We start from the raw sequence: 20,044 nt of genomic DNA, 5'->3' as shown, positions 1-20,044 counted from the left end.
TTCTGCTCTTTCTCCTTATCAAATATCGGACTCAGCGTCTGGTTCGCATGCGCCGCATCCCGGCTTAACCCCGTCACGTCCTGCTGCTGATTCGCGCCGTCGCGGATAACCGCCGATAACTCGATCCCGGCTCACTAGCCGAGATCTTTACTCAGGCTGGAATTTTAGCCAGCAACTCATTTACTTTTTCAGTATCTTCAGGATGTAACTGAATATACTTTTCACAGGCCAGACGGACATATTTAAAGCCTACAAATTCAGGAACTATAAGTTCTCCGTCCCATACCCCAAACATTATGCCCTCAAAATGACATTCTGGATCAGGGTCTTCAAAATCAGGGAATGAACAATATGTTTCGTTAACACCGCAGCCTATTTTATTTATAAGATACGGTAACATCCATATGAATTTACCCTGTAGATACATTGAATTAAAATAATCCCGAACAACCCATTCAGGATCGTTTTCATAATCTATGTTCTCAAAAATATATTCGTTCATTATTTAGTCACCGGATGAAAATTTTCTACCATTCCTGTCTTTTTATCCAAATAAACTTGGAATTTTATCCCGCCGGCGGTTGCCGTATATTCTCGTTGTCCAGATGCAATAGCTGCTTTGTAACCACTACTTGCAGCTTGCTGCCCCAATTCTAACATTTTTTGGTCAGTAAAGATCTTAGGGTCATAGATTGTTTTGGTAAATATTTTATCCTTATAACCTGTAATATTACCGGCGCGATCGTAAGCGGGTATTTTATATTGAACCTCAGTAATACCCTTCACGCTGCTTTGAGTTTCACCGACAATTTTCACATTTTTCTCACTTACTGTTGAATAGAAAGCATCAGCATTATGACCACCTGTAATACCTTTCTGTTGATTGTATTTTACAACAGAACCCATATGTTCCAGTTGGTCAATTTTAAAACTAATTCCAGATGGATAAGAGGTGTTCTTCGCAACAACCAAAAACGCCTTAGCTGCTACATATTGTACTAACTTCGCTTCACTGGTCGGCACGCCACTTGCCAAGATTTCCGCAGCTCGTTGCGGCGTCATTTCCCCATCCGCCGCCAACGCACTCACCGGAACCCCAAAGAATTCTGCCCAGGCAATCATCAGGCCTTTAGCTGCATTCTGTCCGTCCGGTATCTGTCCCTGTGAGTTCTTGATCAGCGCCGCCGTGAGTTCTTCTGGTGTGGCACCATTCTGGAGCATATGAACGCCGAGCGACTGCTGGGATAAACCCATGTCAGCCATGCCTTTACCGAAATCAATCGGACTCAAAGCATTATTCTCCACCGCGTTCTTCCCGGCCTGCGCACCCGCCACCGCATCCGCGCTGCTGCCTCCGCTAAGCCCCCCCATCAGTCCCGCCGCCAGCGTACTCAGCGCGCTTATCGTCGACTTCTGCTCATCCGACAGCTCTTCTGTCTTAACACCCGGATAATATTCCGCCGCTATCCAGCGCCCCAGCAGCTCGCCGCTCACCGCGCCTGCCGCTCCCGCCAGCGCGCTGTTATTTCCCGATGCCGCCGCTATCGCTCCCCACACCGCATGCGCCATCGCATTGGCTTCCACATTCACCTTACCCGTCGCGCTGTCCGTCGTCTGGCTGTGAATGATTTCCGCCACATACGGGCTCACTGCGCCACTCGCCGCCTGCGCCAGGTTACCCCCCGCCAGACCCTGCATCGCCGCCGTTACCGCCTGCGCCACCTTCTGGTACTTTCCGCCCGTATCGTAGTCCGCCGTCGCCGTCCGGCTCACCTGCGCGCTGATTTGCTCCTCGCTCGGGCTGGCATTCCCTCCCGCTACCAGCTTCGCCCGCGCCGCTGCCCGCGCCGCCGGGTCGCCCTGCGCCGCCTGCGCGTTCAGCTTGCCCTGCGTCACCAGCACATCACTCACCTGGCGCCCGATTTCACCTATCTTCTGCGCCGTCGCCAGACGGTTCTGCTCTTTCTCCTTATCAAATATCGGACTCAGCGTCTGGTTCGCATGCGCCGCATCCCGGCTTAACCCCGTCACGTCCTGCTGCTGATTCGCGCCGTCGCGGATAACGATACTGCCCTCGCTCACCGCCGCCCGCGTCAGCGAACTGTCGCTGCCGCTGCCGTTCGCCCCCATCAGCAGACCGCTGGCCGCATTCCCAAGGAACTGCCCCGCCACGCTACCGCTCGTGCTCACCCCCGCGCTCTGCTGCTCCACGCTGTACTCGGCATAGTTTTTAATATCCCGGAAACCCAGCGTCCCGGTATCCAGCCGGTTCAGCTCCGCCGCCGCCGTGCTCGCCAGCACGCTGCCGTTCAGCTGCGTATGCCCGCCCACCTTCACATCAAAACCGCCCTCGCCGGCAAAAATCCCCGTCTGCGCCTCCACCGACGCCCAGGTGCTGTGCATTTTGCTCTGGCTCAGGTTAAGAGACCCCGAACCGCCGCCCATGCTGCCGCTCGCCCCCACGCTGCCGCTACGCTGCTTCGAATCGTAGTTATCGCTGTCCTGCTCGCTGCTCAGCGTCAGGTTACGCCCGACGTCCATTGTCACCTGATGGCCGCTCACCTGCGCCCCGGTCAGCGTCGTATCGCGACCGCTGACGATAGTCACCCGCTCACCGGCGCTGAGGGTCGTTTCGTTATGCGTCAGGCTGTTGCCCTTCTCGTGGCCCTTCCCGGCGTTGGCGCTGGCGCTGACCGTCAGCCCGTTCGCGCCCTGACCGAAGTTAATACCGACGCCAAACGAACTCCCATGGCTCTCGTTTTTACCGCTCAGGGTGCTGGCGTTCTCCGCAGAGAATAAATTCACATCGCGCGCGGCATTGAGCAACGCGCTGCCGCCGGCCTGCAGCTGGCTGCCCTCAACGTTGATATCCGTCTCCGTGGCGATAATGCTGAGATTGTTGCCGGCCATCAGGCTGCTGCCGCGGCTGGTGTTCTGCGTTTGTCGCTGAGTGGATTTCGAGGACTGGCTACCCCAGGAAAGGTTGATCCCTATCATGCTCTCCGAACTGGAATCCGCAGTCTGCATCTGCGATGCCTGATACGCCTGTACGCCCGATAATGCCGACTGCAGCCCGCTCAGCGCGGCGAGACGGCCATTGCTCTCGGTGCTGGCCTGGTTGGCGCTGGAAACCGCGGTATTAATGGCGCTGCCCACCATCCCGGATAACGCCAGCGTCAGGCCGCTGGTTTTCTGCTCCACGGTATGGGTCTGGGTGCTCTGGTTTTCCGCTGCCAGAATATTCACGGTTTTACCGGTCAACGCCATATTGTTGCCGGCCACCAGGTCAGATCCCTGAACCGTCAATACATTACCGGCGCTCAGTCTAAGGTTGCCCTGTGAGCTTCCGACGGTACTGGCGGCGCTACTCAACGCCGTCGTCACATCGGTGGCTTTCAGCGACGAACTGCCGACGCTGAAGCCAACGCCGCCGGTGCCGGAAAAGCCGCTATGTTTCTCTTTACGTAGATGGTTTTCCTGGCGACGCTCCTCGGCGGTGGTGATGGTCAGGTTACGCCCCGCCACAAGGTTGACGTCCTGGGTGCCGGCAACACTGCTGCCGGACACCAGCAGGTCGCGCCCGGCCTGCATCACAATACTGTCACCGCTAAAATTGCTGCCGATGGCGTTCTGCGCCCACACTTCATCGTGAGTGGTGAGCGAGCGGCGAGCCAGCAGGCCGCTGCTGCTTTGATGGCTGTTTTCCGTCAGGTGCCATGAGGACTCGCCGCTGCTGAGGTTAATATCATTGCCGGCGGCAACCGTCAGGCTGCTGGTCGCCGTCACGCTGGCGGCGCGGGCATTCATATCGTGGCCGGCGGACAGCGCCACCGCGCCGCCGTTAATTTGCGTGCCGATATCGCTACGCTGGGTCAAGGAACGATCGTTGCCTTTCCCCCAGCTTCCGCTTTCGCTATGGGTGGTGGCGAGCGTCTGCAGGTTGAGATCGTTGCCGGCGATAATCTGCGTCTGGCTGCCCGCCGCGCTGTTACTCACCATACTTGCCGTCAGATTAATGTTATGTAACGCCTGCAGCCCCAGCTGGCCGTTTTCATTCTGGACATAAATCCCCGCAGGCCGATCGAGGCTGATGTTACCTGGGCCGCCGCCGAGGGTGCTGGCGCTGTTGATATCACGCCCGGCTTGCGCGATCAGGCTATCGCCGCCTTGCAGCGTTCCGCCAATATTGTTGATATCAGTACGCGCGTTTAGCGTAAGCTGGTTGCCGCCGATATAGCCGCTGTTATGAATGTTTTCCGCGGTTAGCTGGGTCACGCCGCGGCTGTGGATGTGCCCGCTGTTGGTCACATCACGGCTCACGCTGAATGCCACGTTTTCACCGCCAAGCAACGCGCCGCTGCCATCGAGATCGCCCGCTTTAACCCGCGCGTAAACCTGCGGCACCAGCACCTGCTGCACGGAGCCATCCGTTAGCGTGACCTCTCTGGCGACCAGCCAGACCATATCGCTGGTCAGCAGCGCCATCTGCGCTGGCGTCAGCGCCACCCCGACCATCAGGTTGTACTGTTTGGCGAAGGCGACGCCCGCGTCCATCAGCGCCCGGTACTGCTCTTCATCGTTACTGTAGCCCTGCAGGTAGCGCCCGCCGCTCAGCTTAACGATCTGCTCACGCACCAGCCGCTGTTCGTAATAGCCGTCGCCAAGCCGCTTCATCGCCTGATCAACGCCCAGCTGATTTTGCATGTAGTCGCTGGCGAGCCACGCTTTACCGTTGGTAAAACGCGGATCGGTTTCCACCAGATAGCCTGCTTTAGCCTGCGGATCGATCTGATACAGACTGCTGACAGGAAGCCGGGTATCCGGCGTGACGACGCGAATAACCGTTCCGTCAGCGTTAACCGGCGTCACTTCCACCAGTCGTCCGGCGGGTATTTCGCCTGTTTCATCGGCGCGATCGCGCGGATTAATCACACCGCTATGGCCATCAATTTGGGTATTGCCCTGCCACTCCATGGTTTGCAAATCGATGGTCTGAACCGTCGGCGTCGGTTCATATTCGCTGCTTTTTTTCCCCTGGCTGGTTTTGGTGCCGCCAAACGGGCGGCTGGTCTTTTTCTCATACCAACGGGTCTGGGTGCCGACGTCGGTGGTCACCCGTTTGCCGGTCGTGGCGACGTTGTTTAGTTCGCCAATCACGCCACCGAGCGCTCCTCCGGCGATAATCTGGCTATCGTAGTTATTCAGCTTATCGCTGTTGATGATGAGCCGGCCGCCGGAGAGGATTTTGCCAGGATCGCTTTCCACCACCTGCGTTTCCACAACGGTACGCTGGTACTGGTATTCATAGAACTCATCGCCGCGGCTACCGTCCGGCATGATGGCGTCGTGAACGCCATATTTGTTTTTATAGCTGGTATCGACCAGCGACCAGTCGAAGCGCTGTACCGATCCTTTCAGCGCCGCTTCATGGCGCCATGACTGCTCGACCACCACATCTTTCGTCACCAGATGATCGTTGTAGTTATTGATTTGTTGGATATCGAGCGCCATATCACCGGCGGACTCAAGCGTTGCGCTGTGGTTATTAAACACTCCCGCCCGGCCGCTGAGCGAACCGTCTTCAGCAAGCTGACCGCCAATGGCGAGCGTACCGTCGCTGTAGATTAGCGCGTGATCCTGGTTATTGAGCGTGCCGACGCCCATTGCCAGCGATGCCCGTGCGGCAATCGTCGCCGCCACGCCGTTCTCCGCGGCGTTAGTCAGCGTTGCCGCCTGCAGCGCGACGGCGTCGCCGTACAGGCGCCCGCTGCCGATATTGGTTAACGTCGTGGCGACAATATGGGTTAAACCACCGTCAATCAGCCCCCGGTTGACCAACTCGCCGTTGACCGTCAAATGGTTCTCGCCAGCGCTGATTTCACCTTCCTGACGGTTATCCAGCTTCGCCGCATAGAGATTGAGCGCCCAGCCGGCGCTGATAACCCCCTGATTAATCAGCCCCAGCCCGGAAAGATTCCACTGCAGGTTGCCGTTGGCGATGACCCTCCCGGCGTTATGAAACGCCTGACGCAACGTGAGCGACATATCGCCCTGAGAGAGCGCCTCGCCATCGCCGCTGAGGGAATCGGCATCGAGGCTAAGTTTGCTCGCGGCAAGTAACGTTCCGCCCGTATTAGCCAACGCCAGGTTGACGCCTGCTATTTCCAGAGCGGCGGCGGAGACGATCTGCCCCTGCCGGTTATCCAGCCCCCGGTTGTGAATGGTGATGTTGAGATTACCGCCGGACTGCAGTTCTCCCTGCCGGTTATCAACGGTGGCGCTCTGAATACCCAGGGCATCAAAGGCGGTAATAGTGCCCTGCTGGTTATCCAGTAAACCGCTCGTCGTCAGGTTGACGCTGCCCCGCTGCGCCGTGCCTATCTGCCCGTGACGATTATTAAGATTTTCAGCCTGGAGTTGGATATCGCCGCTGGCGATGATATTCCCCTGCGAGTTATCCACCCCATGGCGCGCAGTGAGCTGAATGTCGCCCTGCGCCGCGCTGATTTTTCCGCCATGGTTGGTAAGATTGTCGGCGTCAAGCTTGATATTGCCATTTGCGGCAAGAACGCCTTCGCGGTTATCCAGCCCTCCTTCAGCGCTCATGGCCAGGTCGCCCTGCGCCGCAATCACTTGCCCCTGCTGGTTCCGAAGGCTGGCCACTTGTAGAGAAAGGCTGCCGCCAGCAACGATATTCCCTTGCGAATTTTCCAGCTCGTGACGCGTAGTGAGCTGAGCATTGCCCTGCGTCGTGCTGATTTTACCGCTGCGATTATTAATGTTATCGGAGTGCAAAACGATATTGCCGTTAGCGGCAATAGTGCCTTCGCCATTGTCCAGCGCGCCTTCGCTGGTAATAGACATGCCGCCGCTGCCGGTATGCAGCAGCGTTCCGTTTTGATTGAGCAACTGGCTGGTGCTGAGCGTCAAAGCATGGCTGTTGCTGGCAATCTCACCGCCGCGGTTATCCAATCCCGCACGAAAATCAAGGCGTAGATCGTCCTCGCCCATCTGCTGGATTACGCCCTGTTGGTTATCCAGCGCCATTGCTTTCAGCTCAAGCTGGCTGGCCGTCAACAGGCCACTGTGGTTGTTGAGTTTGCCGCTGGTGGCCAACTGGAGTTTTTCGCTGGCCGCCACCACCGCATCTCGGGTGGTGATATCGCCGGACGCGGCGCTGACCACGATCCGCGCCCCCGAGGTTCGACTGTTATCAAGATCCACCGTCCTGCCCTGCGCCGTCAGCGTTCCTGCCGCCATATTGCGGCCATTCAGCGCCAGCGAGCTCTGGCTATTCAGCGTCAGCGCGCCGCTGCTGGCGGTAGAACCATCGCTATTTAATCCGGCGGCGAGCGTACTGTTTTGCGCGCTACGCAAAGCGTTGGCGGCAATCCGCGTATCGCCTTGCGCGGCGATCATGCCGTCATTGGTTAGCGTCGCGCTGGCCGTCACCACGCTATCTTTTCCGGCGTACAGCTGCCCCTGGTTGTGAAGATCGCCCTTAACGGACAGTTGTAGATTCTGCGCGGACTGAATCACGCCGCTGTTGCTGAGCGCGCCATCAGCGCTGATTGCTACATCCCCCGCCGCCGCGCCGATATTGCCGGCATTGTGAACGCCTACGCCGCGCTCGGTACCGACAAGACGAATTTTATGGGCGTACATCCCGCCCAGGGCGCTGACGTCTATCGCCACCGCTGGCGGCGCACTGCCGTCGGCTGATTTTGCCGTCGTTCGGCTGTGCGCCGCATCGATCTGATGACGCCCTGCGGTGACCTTTAGCTCCTGCGCCCAAACCCCGGCGTTGATTTTCACCGCGCGGGCGAGCAGGTCGGTACTGTCTACCGAGCTCGCATCAAGGCCGCCGCCCTGTACGATAATTTCGCCGCGATTGACATCATAACCACTAATCTGCCCGTTACCGTACTGCACCTGGCCTGTCGTCAGCGTCGCGCGGTTGGCATTGATGAACCCGCAGCCATCGCAGCTAATTCCGGCAGGGTTAGCGATAACCACCTGCGCTTTTTGTCCGGCAACCTCGATATAGCCATTCAGCCGGCTCGGATCGCGGGTATTCACCTCGTTGAGGATCACTCTGGCTTCCCCTTTCGCCAGATTCGGGTTGCCGGCGACCATCCCGGCCAGTTGGGTTGAAGTGTTAGCGTGGCTGTTATTCAGCACCACGCCGCGCCCATCGACATCAAACTGGCTGTAGACGTTGCGTGAAACGCCTGCGCCGCTCGGTGTCTGAATATTGACCTGCGGCGTGCCATTGGCGCTATTGGCGATCTGCGGTTGCTGGCCGCCGGGCGCATGGTTATCGGCGACAATCGCCGCCTGAGCCGGAGTGAGACAGGAAAAAGCGAGCAGAAAGCTAAAAGCCAGCGGCGCCAGGGAGGACGTCAGCGTCGACCCGGTTCGCGCGTCGGCGCCGGATTGCGGCGACACGCCCGCCCGATGAGAGCGGGTCGTTTCCGCCACCACCATCAGCATCCCGCGAGCCTTATTAAATACGATTCGATAAAAGCGTTTATTCATTGCCGTTACTCGTCATCCGTTGTCCACCGCGGCGCGGAAGATCGTCCATGTGCGCAGCACGCGCCGCCGGGCGGCGCGTGAGTAAAGTCAGTAGTTCCAGCTGACGCTGAAACCAAAAGTCGCCGGGTCGGTTTTAAAGCCATCTGGTTTGGCTAAAGGGATACCGGCGAACAGGTCGTAGCTGGCGCGCTGGTACTGGCCGCGCAGCCCTGCCACGCCCCCGGCGAGGTGTTTGCCCACCAGCGTTTCACTGCCTGCGCCGCCGACTTCGCCGTAATCCGCCCCCAGATAAAACTCCTGCCCCGGCAACGGAGTCGACCAGGCGATATCGTTACGTACGTACCAGCCGTGACTGGCGGTCAGGGTGCGCTCGCCGTCAAAGCCGCGTACCGTCCAGCGGTTGCCGATGGAAAACATATCCGGCGAAGTCAGCGGCGTGCTGCTCATCTGCCGCTGATAGCGGCTGGTAAAGCGAAAATTTTGCCCGCCCAGGGCAAAAGGCAAATTGAGCTGAGCATTGAATTGCAGGATTTTGCTGAGGGCGGTTGCTTCTCCCCACTGCTCTTCCGGCGCGGGCTGAGCGCCAAACCAGCGGGTACCGCGCTGATAGCTCGCTCCGGCATCGAGAGTGGCGTTGCCCAGGTAATGGCGATGCTGCAGACCAAGCTTCCAGGCCGCCGTCTGCCGCCGCTGAACGGCAATCTCGGTGTCGTTAATGAAGTTGCGCTGCTCGCGGGCTAACACATCGGCGCTAAGCGTGGTCTTCTGACTACCGCTACGGTGCAGTACGCGGCTCATCTGGAAATCAACGTTCTTGCTTTTACCGCTGTACTGGTAATCGCCGTTGGCCCCCGCCACGGTTTGCACATAATCGTACTGGCTGGCGGTTAATCCGAGCTGCCAGTAACCCAGCGGAATCGAATAGTGGCCGGTCAGGTTCTTTGAGGATTTACCGCCGTTGCCGTCGAGGTTATGTGAGCCGGAAAGGTAAAAAAGATCGCTTAAGGCTAGCGGGTTATCCAGTGACAGCGTCAGGTTCCCCTGATAGCGGCCGGTGGCATTAGAGCCGGAATCATCGAGCGAGGCGTCGACGCGCCAGAAGCGTTCCTGTCGGCGGTTAATGACAATATCGCTTTGCCCAGGCGTTTCGCCCGGAACAATTTCCATGCTGGCCTGTACCGTCGGCAGGCGCTGCAAGTTTTCCAGCCCCTGTTCAATATCGCGCAAATCCAGTAGTTTCCCGTCAGTCGCCGGAAATGCGCTCGCCAGCCACAGATAATCATCGCTGTCCTCCGTAAGCCTGGCTTCACGGATATAACCCGGCATCACCACCAGGCGTAAAACACCGCTTTTTAAATCCTGCTGCGGGGCAAGGATCCGGCTGGTGATATAACCGCGATCGATTAATATATTCTGCAACTGGGCCATCAATAGATTTATTCCCTTCCCACCCAGACAACGCCCAATCGCTTTATTTGTCTGGCGCTGGAGCGGAAGCCAATGCGGTAAGGCTTCAGCGCCCTGCAAAATAACCTGAGAAATAGCAAAGCAAGGTTGTTCCACGGGAAATAAACCATCATCGACATTTATTTCTTCCGCGGATAAATGAATATCCGGTGACGGAGGCGCGAGCTGACTTTCCAAGGCTTGCTGGCGCTGCTGCTGGTTGATGAACTGCTGCTCACGTTCGGTATCCCCAGGCGCGGCGTATCCCCACACTGGCAGCGCAGAGATAATAAAAACCTTATGAATTAAACTCCATTTATTCATTATTATTAAAGCCAAAGCCATCCATGTTGGATACAACGAAAAGTTATAACCTTTAAATACATTCAAACGTGTATAAATATCAACTCATATTAACAAGGCAATCACCGCAAAAATAATTCAGCGGGAATTTCATCAATGGCAGGCTATTTTCATCGGATCAGTGAATATATTTCAGTAACCGATGTAAAGTGTGAAGTCATTATGAAATGAGAAAAATGAGTTTAAATTGATATATTCTGACGCAGGTATGCCTCGCGACACACGACAATACCCCGTGATCTCAATCACATATTTCCCTCTTGCTCACTTCATAGCCAACCGCTTACCCCGGCTAGCGACCGCTTAACCCCGCATATAACCACTCACCGATTTACCCAACTTTACGCGCGCGGCGTTCTGGCAAGATCGGAGGCAGCCTAGCTAATCAATACCTCCACCAACCCAAACACAAAACCAGACGGCTTCGGCCAATTATTAATCTAATTAACGCCAGGTTTTACTATGGATACCAAAAAACTACTCAAGCACATACCCTGGGTGATTCTCGGAATCATCGGGGCATTTTGCCTCTCAGTCGTCGCGTTGCGCCGCGGTGAGCACGTCAGTGCCCTGTGGATCGTCGTCGCGTCGGTTTCCGTGTACCTCGTCGCCTACCGTTATTACAGCCTGTATATCGCGCAGAAGGTGATGAAGCTTGACCCAACGCGCGCGACGCCGGCGGTCATTAATAACGATGGCCTGAACTACGTGCCGACCAACCGCTACGTGCTGTTTGGCCACCACTTCGCCGCCATTGCCGGGGCCGGCCCGCTGGTTGGCCCGGTACTGGCCGCGCAGATGGGTTATCTGCCGGGCACCCTCTGGCTGCTGGCCGGTGTGGTGCTGGCGGGCGCGGTACAGGACTTCATGGTGCTGTTTATCTCCTCGCGGCGTAACGGCGCTTCGCTGGGCGAGATGATTAAACAGGAAATGGGGCCGGTACCGGGTTCTATCGCCCTGTTCGGCTGCTTCCTGATTATGATCATCATCCTCGCGGTACTGGCGCTCATCGTGGTGAAAGCGCTGGCGGAAAGCCCGTGGGGCGTCTTTACCGTCTGTTCGACGGTGCCTATCGCGCTGTTTATGGGTATCTACATGCGCTTCCTGCGTCCAGGGCGCGTGGGTGAAGTCTCGGTGATCGGTATCGTGCTGCTGGTGGCATCTATCTGGTTCGGCGGCATCATTGCCCACGACCCGTACTGGGGCCCGGCGTTGACCTTTAAAGATACCACTATCACCTTTACCCTGATTGGCTACGCGTTCATCTCCGCGCTGCTGCCGGTATGGCTGATTCTGGCGCCGCGCGATTATCTGGCCACCTTCCTGAAAATCGGCGTGATCGTCGGCCTGGCGCTGGGGATCGTTATCCTCAACCCGGACCTGAAAATGCCGGCAGTGACCCAGTACATTGATGGTACCGGCCCGCTGTGGAAAGGCGCGCTGTTCCCGTTCCTGTTTATTACCATCGCCTGCGGCGCGGTCTCCGGTTTCCACGCGCTGATCGCCTCCGGCACCACGCCGAAGCTGCTGGCCAACGAGACCGACGCCCGCTTTATCGGCTACGGCGCGATGCTGATGGAATCCTTTGTTGCAGTCATGGCGCTGGTTGCGGCCTCGATTATCGAACCGGGCCTCTACTTCGCGATGAACACCCCGCCGGCAGGCCTTGGCATCGTCATGCCAAACCTGCATGAAATGGGCGGTGAAAACGCGGCGATGATCGCAGCGCAGTTGAAAGAAGTCACCGTCCACGCGGCGGCGACCGTCAGCTCCTGGGGCTTCGTGATTTCACCTGAGCAGATCCTGCAGACGGCGAAAGATATCGGCGAACCTTCAGTCCTGAACCGCGCCGGCGGCGCGCCGACGCTGGCCGTCGGTATCGCCCATGTGTTCCATAAAATCATCCCGATGGCGGATATGGGCTTCTGGTACCACTTCGGTATCCTGTTTGAAGCGCTGTTTATCCTCACCGCGCTGGATGCGGGTACCCGCGCAGGCCGCTTTATGCTGCAGGATCTGCTGGGTAACTTCGTGCCGTTCCTGAAAAAAACCGACTCGCTGGTCGCCGGTATTATCGGTACCGCCGGCTGCGTCGGGCTGTGGGGCTACCTGCTGTATCAGGGCGTGGTCGACCCGCTGGGCGGCGTGAAGAGCCTGTGGCCGTTGTTCGGTATCTCTAACCAGATGCTGGCCGCGGTGGCGCTGGTGCTTGGCACCGTCGTGCTGGTCAAGATGCAGCGCACCAAATATATCTGGGTCACCGTTATCCCGGCTGCGTGGCTGCTGCTGTGTACCACCTGGGCGCTGGGCCTGAAGCTGTTCAGCAGCAACCCGCAGATGGAAGGCTTCTTCTTTATGGCTCAGCAGTATAAAGAGAAGATTGCCGCCGGCGGCGAGCTGACCGCACAGCAGATCGCCAACATGAACCATATCGTGGTCAACAACTACACCAACGCCGGCCTGAGCATTCTGTTCCTGGTGGTGGTGTATAGCATCATCTTCTACGGCATCAAAACCTGGCTCAATGTCCGCAACAATAAGGTGCGTACCGATAAAGAGACTCCGTACGTGCCGGTACCGGAAGGCGGCGTGAAGACCTCGTCACATCATTAATCCTGATGCCGGATAGCGCTACGCTTATCCGGCCTACAAAAAGCACATTAACGTAGGCCGGATAAGGCGCGAGTCGCCATCCGGCTTTATTCGTTATCTGGAACTTACAATGTTTGGTAACTTAGGTCAGGCAAAAAAATATCTCGGTCAGGCGGCGAAAATGCTGATCGGCATTCCGGATTACGACAACTACGTCACCCATATGCAAACCAACCATCCGGATCAGCCGTACATGACTTATGAAGAATTCTTCCGCGAACGCCAGCAGGCCCGCTACGGCGGCGACGGCAAAGGCGGCGTACGCTGCTGTTAATGGAGGCAATAATGGCACCGATTGCAGTCACCCTATTAACCGGTTTTCTCGGCGCAGGAAAAACCACCCTGTTGCGCCACATCCTTAATGAGCAGCACGGTTTCAAAATCGCCGTGATTGAAAATGAATTTGGCGAAGTTTCCGTTGACGATCAATTGATCGGCGACCGCGCCACGCAGATTAAAACCCTGACCAACGGCTGTATTTGCTGCACGCGCTCCAACGAACTGGAAGATGCCCTGCTCGATCTGCTCGACAGCCGCGATCGCGGCGAGATTGCCTTCGACCGACTGGTGATTGAATGCACCGGCATGGCCGACCCAGGGCCGATTATTCAGACCTTTTTCTCCCACGAGGTGCTTTGCGAACGCTATCTGCTGGACGGCGTGATTGCCCTGGTCGACGCCGTCCATGCCGACCAGCAGATGGATCAGTTTACCATTGCCCAGTCGCAGGTCGGCTACGCGGACCGGATTCTGTTAACCAAAACCGATGTCGCCGGCGACACCGAAAAGCTGCGTGAACGGCTGACGCGCATTAACGCGCGGGCGCCGATTTATACCGTCATCCACGGCGATATCGATTTAAGCCAGCTCTTTAATACCAGCGGTTTTATGCTGGAAGAGAAGGTTGTCAGCGCCACACCGCGCTTTCATTTTGTGGCAGAAAAACAGAACGACGTCTCGTCGATTGTGGTCGAGCTCGACTATCCGGTGGATATCAGTGAAGTTTCACGGGTGATGGAAAACCTGCTGCTCTCCTTCGCCGAACAACTGATGCGCTATAAAGGCATGCTGTGGATCGACGGCGAGCCAAATCGCCTGCTGTTCCAGGGCGTGCAGCGCCTCTACAGCGCCGACTGGGATCGCCCATGGGGCGATGAAACGCCGCACAGCACGCTGGTGTTTATCGGCATTCAACTGCCGGAAGAAGAAATCCGCGCCGCGTTTGCCGGGCTCCGTAAATAGCCGCCGCAAGGAAGAATCCCTCCCCCGATGGGAGAGGGATTCTTCATGATGGATGGTTTAGCGGCGAACGACCACCAGCTTCTGATTCACAAACTCTTTGATACCGAGGTCGGAAAGCTCACGGCCAAAGCCGGAGCGCTTCACGCCGCCAAAAGGCAGCTCCGGCGCGGTATCCGTTAACCAGTTGATATAGACCATGCCGGTTTCAATCCCCGAGGCCATACGCTTCGCCCGCTCAATGTCCTGACTAAACACCGCGCCGCCCAGGCCGTAGTGAGAGTCGTTGGCGAGCTCAATCGCCTCATCATCGTCTTTCACCACGTATATCTGCGCCACCGGGCCAAAGAACTCTTCGAAGTACGCCGGGTTCTCACGGGTAATTCCCGTCAGAATAGTGGGTTCGTAGAAATTACCTTCGCCGGAAACCGGCTTGCCGCCGAGGTGTAATTTGGCGCCATGCTTCACCGCCTCGTCGACCTGTTTACTTAAGGTTTCCAGCGCCTCTTTCGACGAGAGCGGGCCAAGGGTGGTGCTTTCATCGAGCGGATCACCGATCTTCACCTGGCGGAAGGCATCGCTAAACTTGCTCAGGAACGACTCGGCGATTTTTTCATGCAGAATGAAGCGTTTAGCGGCGGTGCAAACCTGCCCGGCGTTGTTCAGCCGCGCCTGTACGCCTATTTTCACCGCGCGTTCCAGGTCGGCATCGTCGAGTACCACAAACACATCATTGCCGCCCAGCTCCAGCGTCGCTTTCTTGATATGTTTCGCCGCCTGCGACGCCACGATGCCGCCCGCTTTTTCCGAGCCGGTCAGCGCCACCCCCTGCACCCGATCGTCAGCGATGATTTTCGCCACCTGCTCCTGAGAGATAAACAGGTTGGTCCACGCCCCTTCCGGCGCGCCAGCCTCGCGCACCAGATGCGCGAAGGTCTCGGCGCATTGCGGAACGATGCTGGCATGTTTAGCAATAACCGGATTACCGGCCGCCAGATTTGGCGCCAGCACGCGCATTAACTGGTAATAGGGGAAGTTCCACGGCTCCACCGCCATTAAGACGCCGATGGGATGGTGTTCAACCCAGGCTTCGCCAAGGTCGGAGGGATACTTCACCGGCGCCAGGAACCGTTCGGCGTTGTCGGCATAATAGCGGGCGATCTGCGCGCAGAGTTTGACCTCGCCGCGGCTCTGTTTAATGAGCTTGCCCATCTCCTGGCTGGCGATTTTCGCCAGCTCCTCCGTCCGGCTGTCGATAAGGTCGGCAAGCTTATGCAGCACCGGCAGACGCTGCGCAATATCGCCTTTCGCCCACGCAGAATGATAAAGCGCATCGGCCTGCCGCAGCGCCGCCTCCACGTCCGCATCGCTGTGTGCGGGATAGCTTTTAATAAGCTGGTTATTCGCAGGATTCACTGTCTGATAAGCCATATCGCATGTCTCCTTGTTATCGCTATTAACGCAGTCAAAAATGCCGCTAAGGATATTAAGGGTAGTCGAGATAGCTGACGACGCGGGTAAAGTTAGGTATATCCGGAATATTCCATGAGGGCAAACCGCGCTTTCACGAGCCGTGCCGAAAGCTATTTTCTGCTTGCTGCATACGTGACCTGACTTTGGCAGCCCACTCGCAAATTGACCCGCGCCTACAGGAAGTTGTGCCGATTTTTGCATGACCTTGCCGTCAGGTTATATGCTTAACCCTATGGAAAAACTCGCTGAATTAAAACGCGCCAAACTGCTGGCGCTGTCGCTGCTGCTCATTGCGGCGGCGCTGTTTATCACTACGCTGCTGCTACCGCCGACGCCGTGGGTCAGCGCGCTGAAGGCTATTTCCGAAGCGGCGATGGTCGGGGCGCTGGCCGACTGGTTTGCGGTGGTGGCCCTGTTTCGCCGAATTCCGCTGCCGTTTGTCGCCCGCCATACGGCGATCATCCCGCGCAATAAAGACCGTATCGCCGATAATCTTGGCCATTTCGTGCAGGAGAAGTTTCTTGATACTCCCTCACTGGTGGCGCTGATCCGCCGCTACGAACCGGCCTTGATGCTCGGTAACTGGTTTAGCCAGCCCGAAAACGCCCGCCGTGTGGGCCAACATCTGCTACAGGTGATGAGCGGTTTTCTCGAGCTCACCGATGATACCCGTATTCAGCGTCTGCTGCGGCGCGCGGTGCACAAGGCTATCGATAAGGTCGACCTGACGCAGACCAGCGCCATGATGCTGGAGGGGCTAACCCGCGACAACCGTCATCAAAAGCTGTTGGATTCACTAATAAGCCAGCTGATCGCCCTGCTACAGCGCGACAGCTCACGTGCCTTTATCGCCCGCGGTATCGTGCACTGGCTGGAGACCGAACACCCGCTGAAGGCCAAACTGTTACCCACCGAGTGGCTTGGCGAGCACAGCGCCGAAATGGTCACCGACGCGGTAAATACGCTGCTCGATGAGGTCACTCAGGACCGCAGCCACCAGATTCGCCAGGCCTTTGACCGCGCGGCGCAGAAGCTTATCGACAATCTGAAATCCGATCCGCAAATGGCGCAAAAAGCCGATAACATCAAAGCGTATCTGAAAAACGATGAGACCTTTAATCGCTATCTCGGCGAGGTGTGGGCGGATCTGCGCGGCTGGGTGAAAAACGATATCAGCAGTGACGATTCGCGCATCAAGCAACGGATCGCCGAGGCCGGTCAGTGGTTCGGCGAAACGCTGGTGCGCGACGACGCGCTGCGTGAATCGCTGAATGAGCATCTGGAGCAGGCGGCGCATCGGGTCGCGCCGGAATTCGCCGCCTTCCTGACTCGCCATATCAGCGATACGGTCAAAAGCTGGGACGCGCGCGATATGTCGCGACAGATCGAGCTCAACATCGGCAAGGACCTGCAGTTTATTCGCATCAACGGCACGCTGGTCGGCGGCACTATCGGCCTCGGCCTGTGGCTGTTATCGCAAATTCCGGCCCTGCTGCATCTGCATATCGGCTGACAATGGTAGCATCATAACCATTCTAACGATGAATACCCGACGGCAAGGAGACGGCTATGTCATGGATTTCGCGATTGAGCGCCCGCTACTGCGCATCGCTGTTCTTTCCGATGGCGCTGATCCTGTACGATTTTTCCGCCTACCTGACCACCGATCTCATCCAGCCGGGGATCCTGCACGTAGTGCGGGATTTTAACGCCGATGTGGCGCTGGCTCCGGCCTCGGTGAGCCTGTATATGGCCGGAGGAATGGCGCTACAGTGGCTGCTGGGGCCGCTTTCCGATCGTATTGGCCGCCGACCGGTACTGCTGAGCGGCGCGCTGATTTTTACCCTCGCCTGCTTCGCCACCCTGTGGACGACCTCAATGACCCAGTTCCTGATTGCCCGTTTTGTGCAGGGCACCAGCATCTGTTTTATCGCCACCGTCGGCTACGTCACCGTGCAGGAGGCCTATGACGAAAAGCGGTCGATCAAGCTGATGGCGGTGATTACCTCCATCGTGCTGGTGGCGCCGATCGTCGGTCCGCTTTCCGGGGCGGCGCTGATGCACTTTATCCACTGGAAAGCGCTGTTTGGCATTATCGCCGCAATGGGGCTGGTGGCCTGGCTGGGTTTACTGTTTAACATGCCGGAGACGGTGCGTCGCGGCGACGTGCCATTCAGCCCGCTCGGCGTGGTGCGCGATTTTCGCGACGTCTTCCGCAACCGCATCTTTTTACTCGGCGCCGCCACGCTGGCGCTGAGCTATATTCCGCTGATGAGTTGGGTGGCGGTATCGCCGGTGATTTTAATGGACGCCGGCGGGCTCACCACCAGCGAGTTTGCCTGGAGCCAGGTGCCGGTCTTCAGCGCGGTCATTATCGCTAATCTGTCGGTGGCGCGCTGGGTGAAAGACCCGACTCGCCCGCGCTTTGTGTTAAGCGCCGTGCCCATCCAGATGGTTGGTCTGGCGATCCTGATTATCGGTAATCTGACGTGGCCGCACGTCTGGCTGTGGTCGGTGCTCGGCACCTGCTTCTACGCCTTCGGTATCGGGCTGATTTTCCCGACGCTGTTCCGCTTTACCCTGTTTTCCAACGACTTGCCGAAAGGTACCGTGTCCGCCTCGCTGAATATCGTGATCCTTAGCGTCAGCGCATTGTCGATTGAAGGCGCGCGCTGGTTATGGTTCCATGGCGGCAGATTGCCGTTCCACCTGCTGGCGGTAGCTGCCGGGATCGTCGCCGCCTGCTGTCTGGCAGGGTTACTCCGTAATTTGCGCCAGCGTTCAGAGGCGGTCATCGAAGCCCGGCAATCCTGAATAACCTACAGAGAATAACCACGCATGAGCGATATTGAACTCAGCCCGGCACAGCGCGATCTGCTGCGCGAGCGGCTAAGCAAGTACTGCGAAGAGACCTTTAACCTGGAGCTGGAACAGTTCGACGCCGAGTTTTTTGTCGACTTTATCGCCAAAGCGCTGGGGCCTTTGTTTTACAACGCCGGTATTGAGGAAGCCATCCGCACCCATCTGGCATGGAGCGAGCGCATTCAGGAAGAGATGGATTTGAAGAAGGTCTATTAACGCCGTCAGGATGGGCGGGAGATCAACAAACACATACAAATAACATGGTTATAATGGCGACTCTTTCATCATCTCCCGTGTACGGGGAAGGAAAATCATGTCGCTTATCACCGATCTACCCGCCCTCTTCGATCAATTCTCAGAAGCTCGCCAGAAAGGCTTTCTCAGCGTAATGGAACTCAAAGAGCAGAACGTGCCGCTGGTCGGTACCTACTGCACTTTTATGCCCCAGGAGATAGCCATGGCGGCGGGCGCCGTGGTCGTCTCACTGTGTTCCACTTCTGATGAAACCATCGAAGAGGCGGAGAAAGACCTGCCGCGCAACCTCTGCCCGCTGATTAAAAGCAGCTACGGCTTCGGCAAAACCGATAAATGCCCCTACTTTTATTTCTCCGATCTGGTGGTCGGCGAAACCACCTGCGACGGCAAAAAGAAGATGTACGAGTACATGGCCGAATTCAAGGCGGTACACGTAATGCAACTGCCGAACAGCGCCAGCGACGCCGCCTCCCGCGCGTTATGGAAAGCGGAGATCAAGCGTCTGCAGCAGGTGATTGAAACCCGCTTCGCCACGCCCATTAGCGAAGCGGCGCTGCATGAAGCCATCGTACTGAAAAATCGCGAACGCCGCGCGCTGGCCAACTTCTATCGCCTCGGGCAACTCAATCCGCCGGCGCTTAGCGGCAGCGATATTCTAAAGGTGGTTTATGGCGCCACCTTTCGCTTCGACAAAACCGCGTTGATTGACGAACTCAATGCCATGGCGGAAAACATCCGCCGACAATGGCAGGAGGGAAACCGGTTAGCCTCCCGCCCGCGCATTCTGATCACCGGCTGCCCGATCGGCGGCACGGCGGAAAAAGTCGTCCGCGCTATCGAAGAAAACGGCGGCTGGGTGGTGGGCTACGAGAACTGTACCGGCGCGAAGGCCACCGAGCGCTGCGTGGCGGAAGATGGCGACGTCTACGATGCCTTAACCGATAAATATCTCGCCATCGGCTGCTCCTGTATTTCACCTAACGACCTGCGCCTGCAATTGCTAAGCCAGATGGTTGAGGAATACCAGGCCGACGGCGTGGTCGATGTCATTCTGCAGGCTTGCCATACCTACGCCGTGGAATCGCTGGCGATTAAGCGTCACGTTCGCCAGCGGCACGACATTCCTTATATCGCGATCGAGACCGATTATTCGACGGCGGACTTCGGCCAGCTCAGCACCCGCGTCGCCGCGTTTATCGAAATGCTATAAGGAGCA

Annotated in this window: 11 protein-coding genes; 7 read left to right on the top strand and 4 right to left on the bottom strand. The window is 57.4% G+C overall.

Going from position 1 to position 20,044, the window contains the following annotated elements:
• Positions 1-151 precede the first annotated feature (151 nt).
• From cdiI to ABLV07_RS19720, 3 genes are all read right to left on the bottom strand, one after another.
• On the bottom strand, positions 152-502 hold the full coding sequence (cdiI, locus tag ABLV07_RS19730) for a ribonuclease toxin immunity protein CdiI (protein ID WP_015704291.1): 351 nt from the start codon (positions 500-502) through the stop codon (positions 152-154).
• Positions 502-8,538, bottom strand: a complete 8,037-nt coding sequence (locus ABLV07_RS19725; RefSeq protein ID WP_348853813.1) for a hemagglutinin repeat-containing protein — start codon at positions 8,536-8,538, stop codon at positions 502-504. The genes cdiI and ABLV07_RS19725 overlap by 1 nt, the downstream gene beginning before the upstream one ends.
• An 87-nt stretch (positions 8,539-8,625) precedes the next feature.
• Positions 8,626-10,308, bottom strand: a complete 1,683-nt coding sequence (locus tag ABLV07_RS19720) for a ShlB/FhaC/HecB family hemolysin secretion/activation protein (RefSeq protein ID WP_048230067.1) — start codon at positions 10,306-10,308, stop codon at positions 8,626-8,628.
• Between the two features lie 501 nt (positions 10,309-10,809).
• Here ABLV07_RS19720 and ABLV07_RS19715 point away from each other — a divergent pair.
• The 3 genes from ABLV07_RS19715 (at position 10,810) to yjiA (ending at position 14,241) form a co-directional block, all read left to right on the top strand.
• Positions 10,810-12,960 carry a carbon starvation CstA family protein gene (locus ABLV07_RS19715; RefSeq protein ID WP_015368441.1) on the top strand — a complete coding sequence of 717 codons (2,151 nt, stop codon included), beginning with the start codon at positions 10,810-10,812 and terminating at the stop codon, positions 12,958-12,960.
• Positions 12,961-13,069: 109 nt separating this feature from the next.
• Positions 13,070-13,273, top strand: coding sequence for a YbdD/YjiX family protein (locus tag ABLV07_RS19710; protein ID WP_002887451.1), 204 nt, complete (start codon positions 13,070-13,072; stop codon positions 13,271-13,273).
• Between the two features lie 11 nt (positions 13,274-13,284).
• Complete coding sequence (gene yjiA / locus ABLV07_RS19705) at positions 13,285-14,241, top strand: GTPase (RefSeq protein ID WP_047041211.1); 957 nt, start codon at positions 13,285-13,287, stop codon at positions 14,239-14,241.
• A gap of 57 nt (positions 14,242-14,298) precedes the next feature.
• Here yjiA and ABLV07_RS19700 read toward each other — a convergent pair whose 3' ends face one another.
• Complete coding sequence (locus ABLV07_RS19700; RefSeq protein ID WP_047054112.1) at positions 14,299-15,669, bottom strand: NAD-dependent succinate-semialdehyde dehydrogenase; 1,371 nt, start codon at positions 15,667-15,669, stop codon at positions 14,299-14,301.
• Between the two features lie 262 nt (positions 15,670-15,931).
• On the opposite strand from ABLV07_RS19700, the gene ABLV07_RS19695 reads away from it, so the two are divergent.
• The 4 genes from ABLV07_RS19695 (at position 15,932) to ABLV07_RS19680 (ending at position 20,038) form a co-directional block, all read left to right on the top strand.
• Entirely contained in the window at positions 15,932-17,224 is a 1,293-nt protein-coding gene (locus ABLV07_RS19695; protein WP_161799876.1) for a DUF445 domain-containing protein, read from the top strand.
• A 56-nt stretch (positions 17,225-17,280) separates the two neighbouring features.
• Positions 17,281-18,525 carry a multidrug efflux MFS transporter MdtM gene (mdtM, locus tag ABLV07_RS19690; protein ID WP_020079709.1) on the top strand — a complete coding sequence of 415 codons (1,245 nt, stop codon included), beginning with the start codon at positions 17,281-17,283 and terminating at the stop codon, positions 18,523-18,525.
• A 24-nt stretch (positions 18,526-18,549) separates the two neighbouring features.
• Positions 18,550-18,789, top strand: coding sequence for a DUF2164 domain-containing protein (locus tag ABLV07_RS19685; RefSeq protein WP_348853812.1), 240 nt, complete (start codon positions 18,550-18,552; stop codon positions 18,787-18,789).
• A 97-nt stretch (positions 18,790-18,886) separates the two neighbouring features.
• Positions 18,887-20,038: a double-cubane-cluster-containing anaerobic reductase gene (locus ABLV07_RS19680; RefSeq protein WP_348853810.1), complete on the top strand. Its 1,152-nt coding sequence runs from the start codon at positions 18,887-18,889 to the stop codon at positions 20,036-20,038.
• Positions 20,039-20,044: the final 6 nt, after the last annotated feature.

The organism is Klebsiella sp. CN_Kp097 (assembly GCF_040064495.1).
GTDB classification, from domain to species: domain Bacteria; phylum Pseudomonadota; class Gammaproteobacteria; order Enterobacterales; family Enterobacteriaceae; genus Klebsiella; species Klebsiella aerogenes.
This window is presented reverse-complemented; position numbering and strand designations above follow the sequence as displayed.

Bases quoted from the DNA above. Each gene is read 5' to 3' on its own strand.
- ABLV07_RS19710 (WP_002887451.1), top strand. From the start codon at position 13,070: ATGTTTGGTAACTTAGGTCAGGCAAAAAAATATCTCGGTCAGGCGGCG.
- ABLV07_RS19700 (WP_047054112.1), bottom strand. From the start codon at position 15,669: ATGGCTTATCAGACAGTGAATCCTGCGAATAACCAGCTTATTAAAAGC.
- ABLV07_RS19725 (WP_348853813.1), bottom strand. From the start codon at position 8,538: ATGAATAAACGCTTTTATCGAATCGTATTTAATAAGGCTCGCGGGATG.
- ABLV07_RS19680 (WP_348853810.1), top strand. From the start codon at position 18,887: ATGTCGCTTATCACCGATCTACCCGCCCTCTTCGATCAATTCTCAGAA.
- cdiI (WP_015704291.1), bottom strand. From the start codon at position 502: ATGAACGAATATATTTTTGAGAACATAGATTATGAAAACGATCCTGAA.
- yjiA (WP_047041211.1), top strand. From the start codon at position 13,285: ATGGCACCGATTGCAGTCACCCTATTAACCGGTTTTCTCGGCGCAGGA.
- ABLV07_RS19720 (WP_048230067.1), bottom strand. From the start codon at position 10,308: ATGAATAAATGGAGTTTAATTCATAAGGTTTTTATTATCTCTGCGCTG.
- ABLV07_RS19715 (WP_015368441.1), top strand. From the start codon at position 10,810: ATGGATACCAAAAAACTACTCAAGCACATACCCTGGGTGATTCTCGGA.
- ABLV07_RS19695 (WP_161799876.1), top strand. From the start codon at position 15,932: ATGCTTAACCCTATGGAAAAACTCGCTGAATTAAAACGCGCCAAACTG.
- ABLV07_RS19685 (WP_348853812.1), top strand. From the start codon at position 18,550: ATGAGCGATATTGAACTCAGCCCGGCACAGCGCGATCTGCTGCGCGAG.
- mdtM (WP_020079709.1), top strand. From the start codon at position 17,281: ATGTCATGGATTTCGCGATTGAGCGCCCGCTACTGCGCATCGCTGTTC.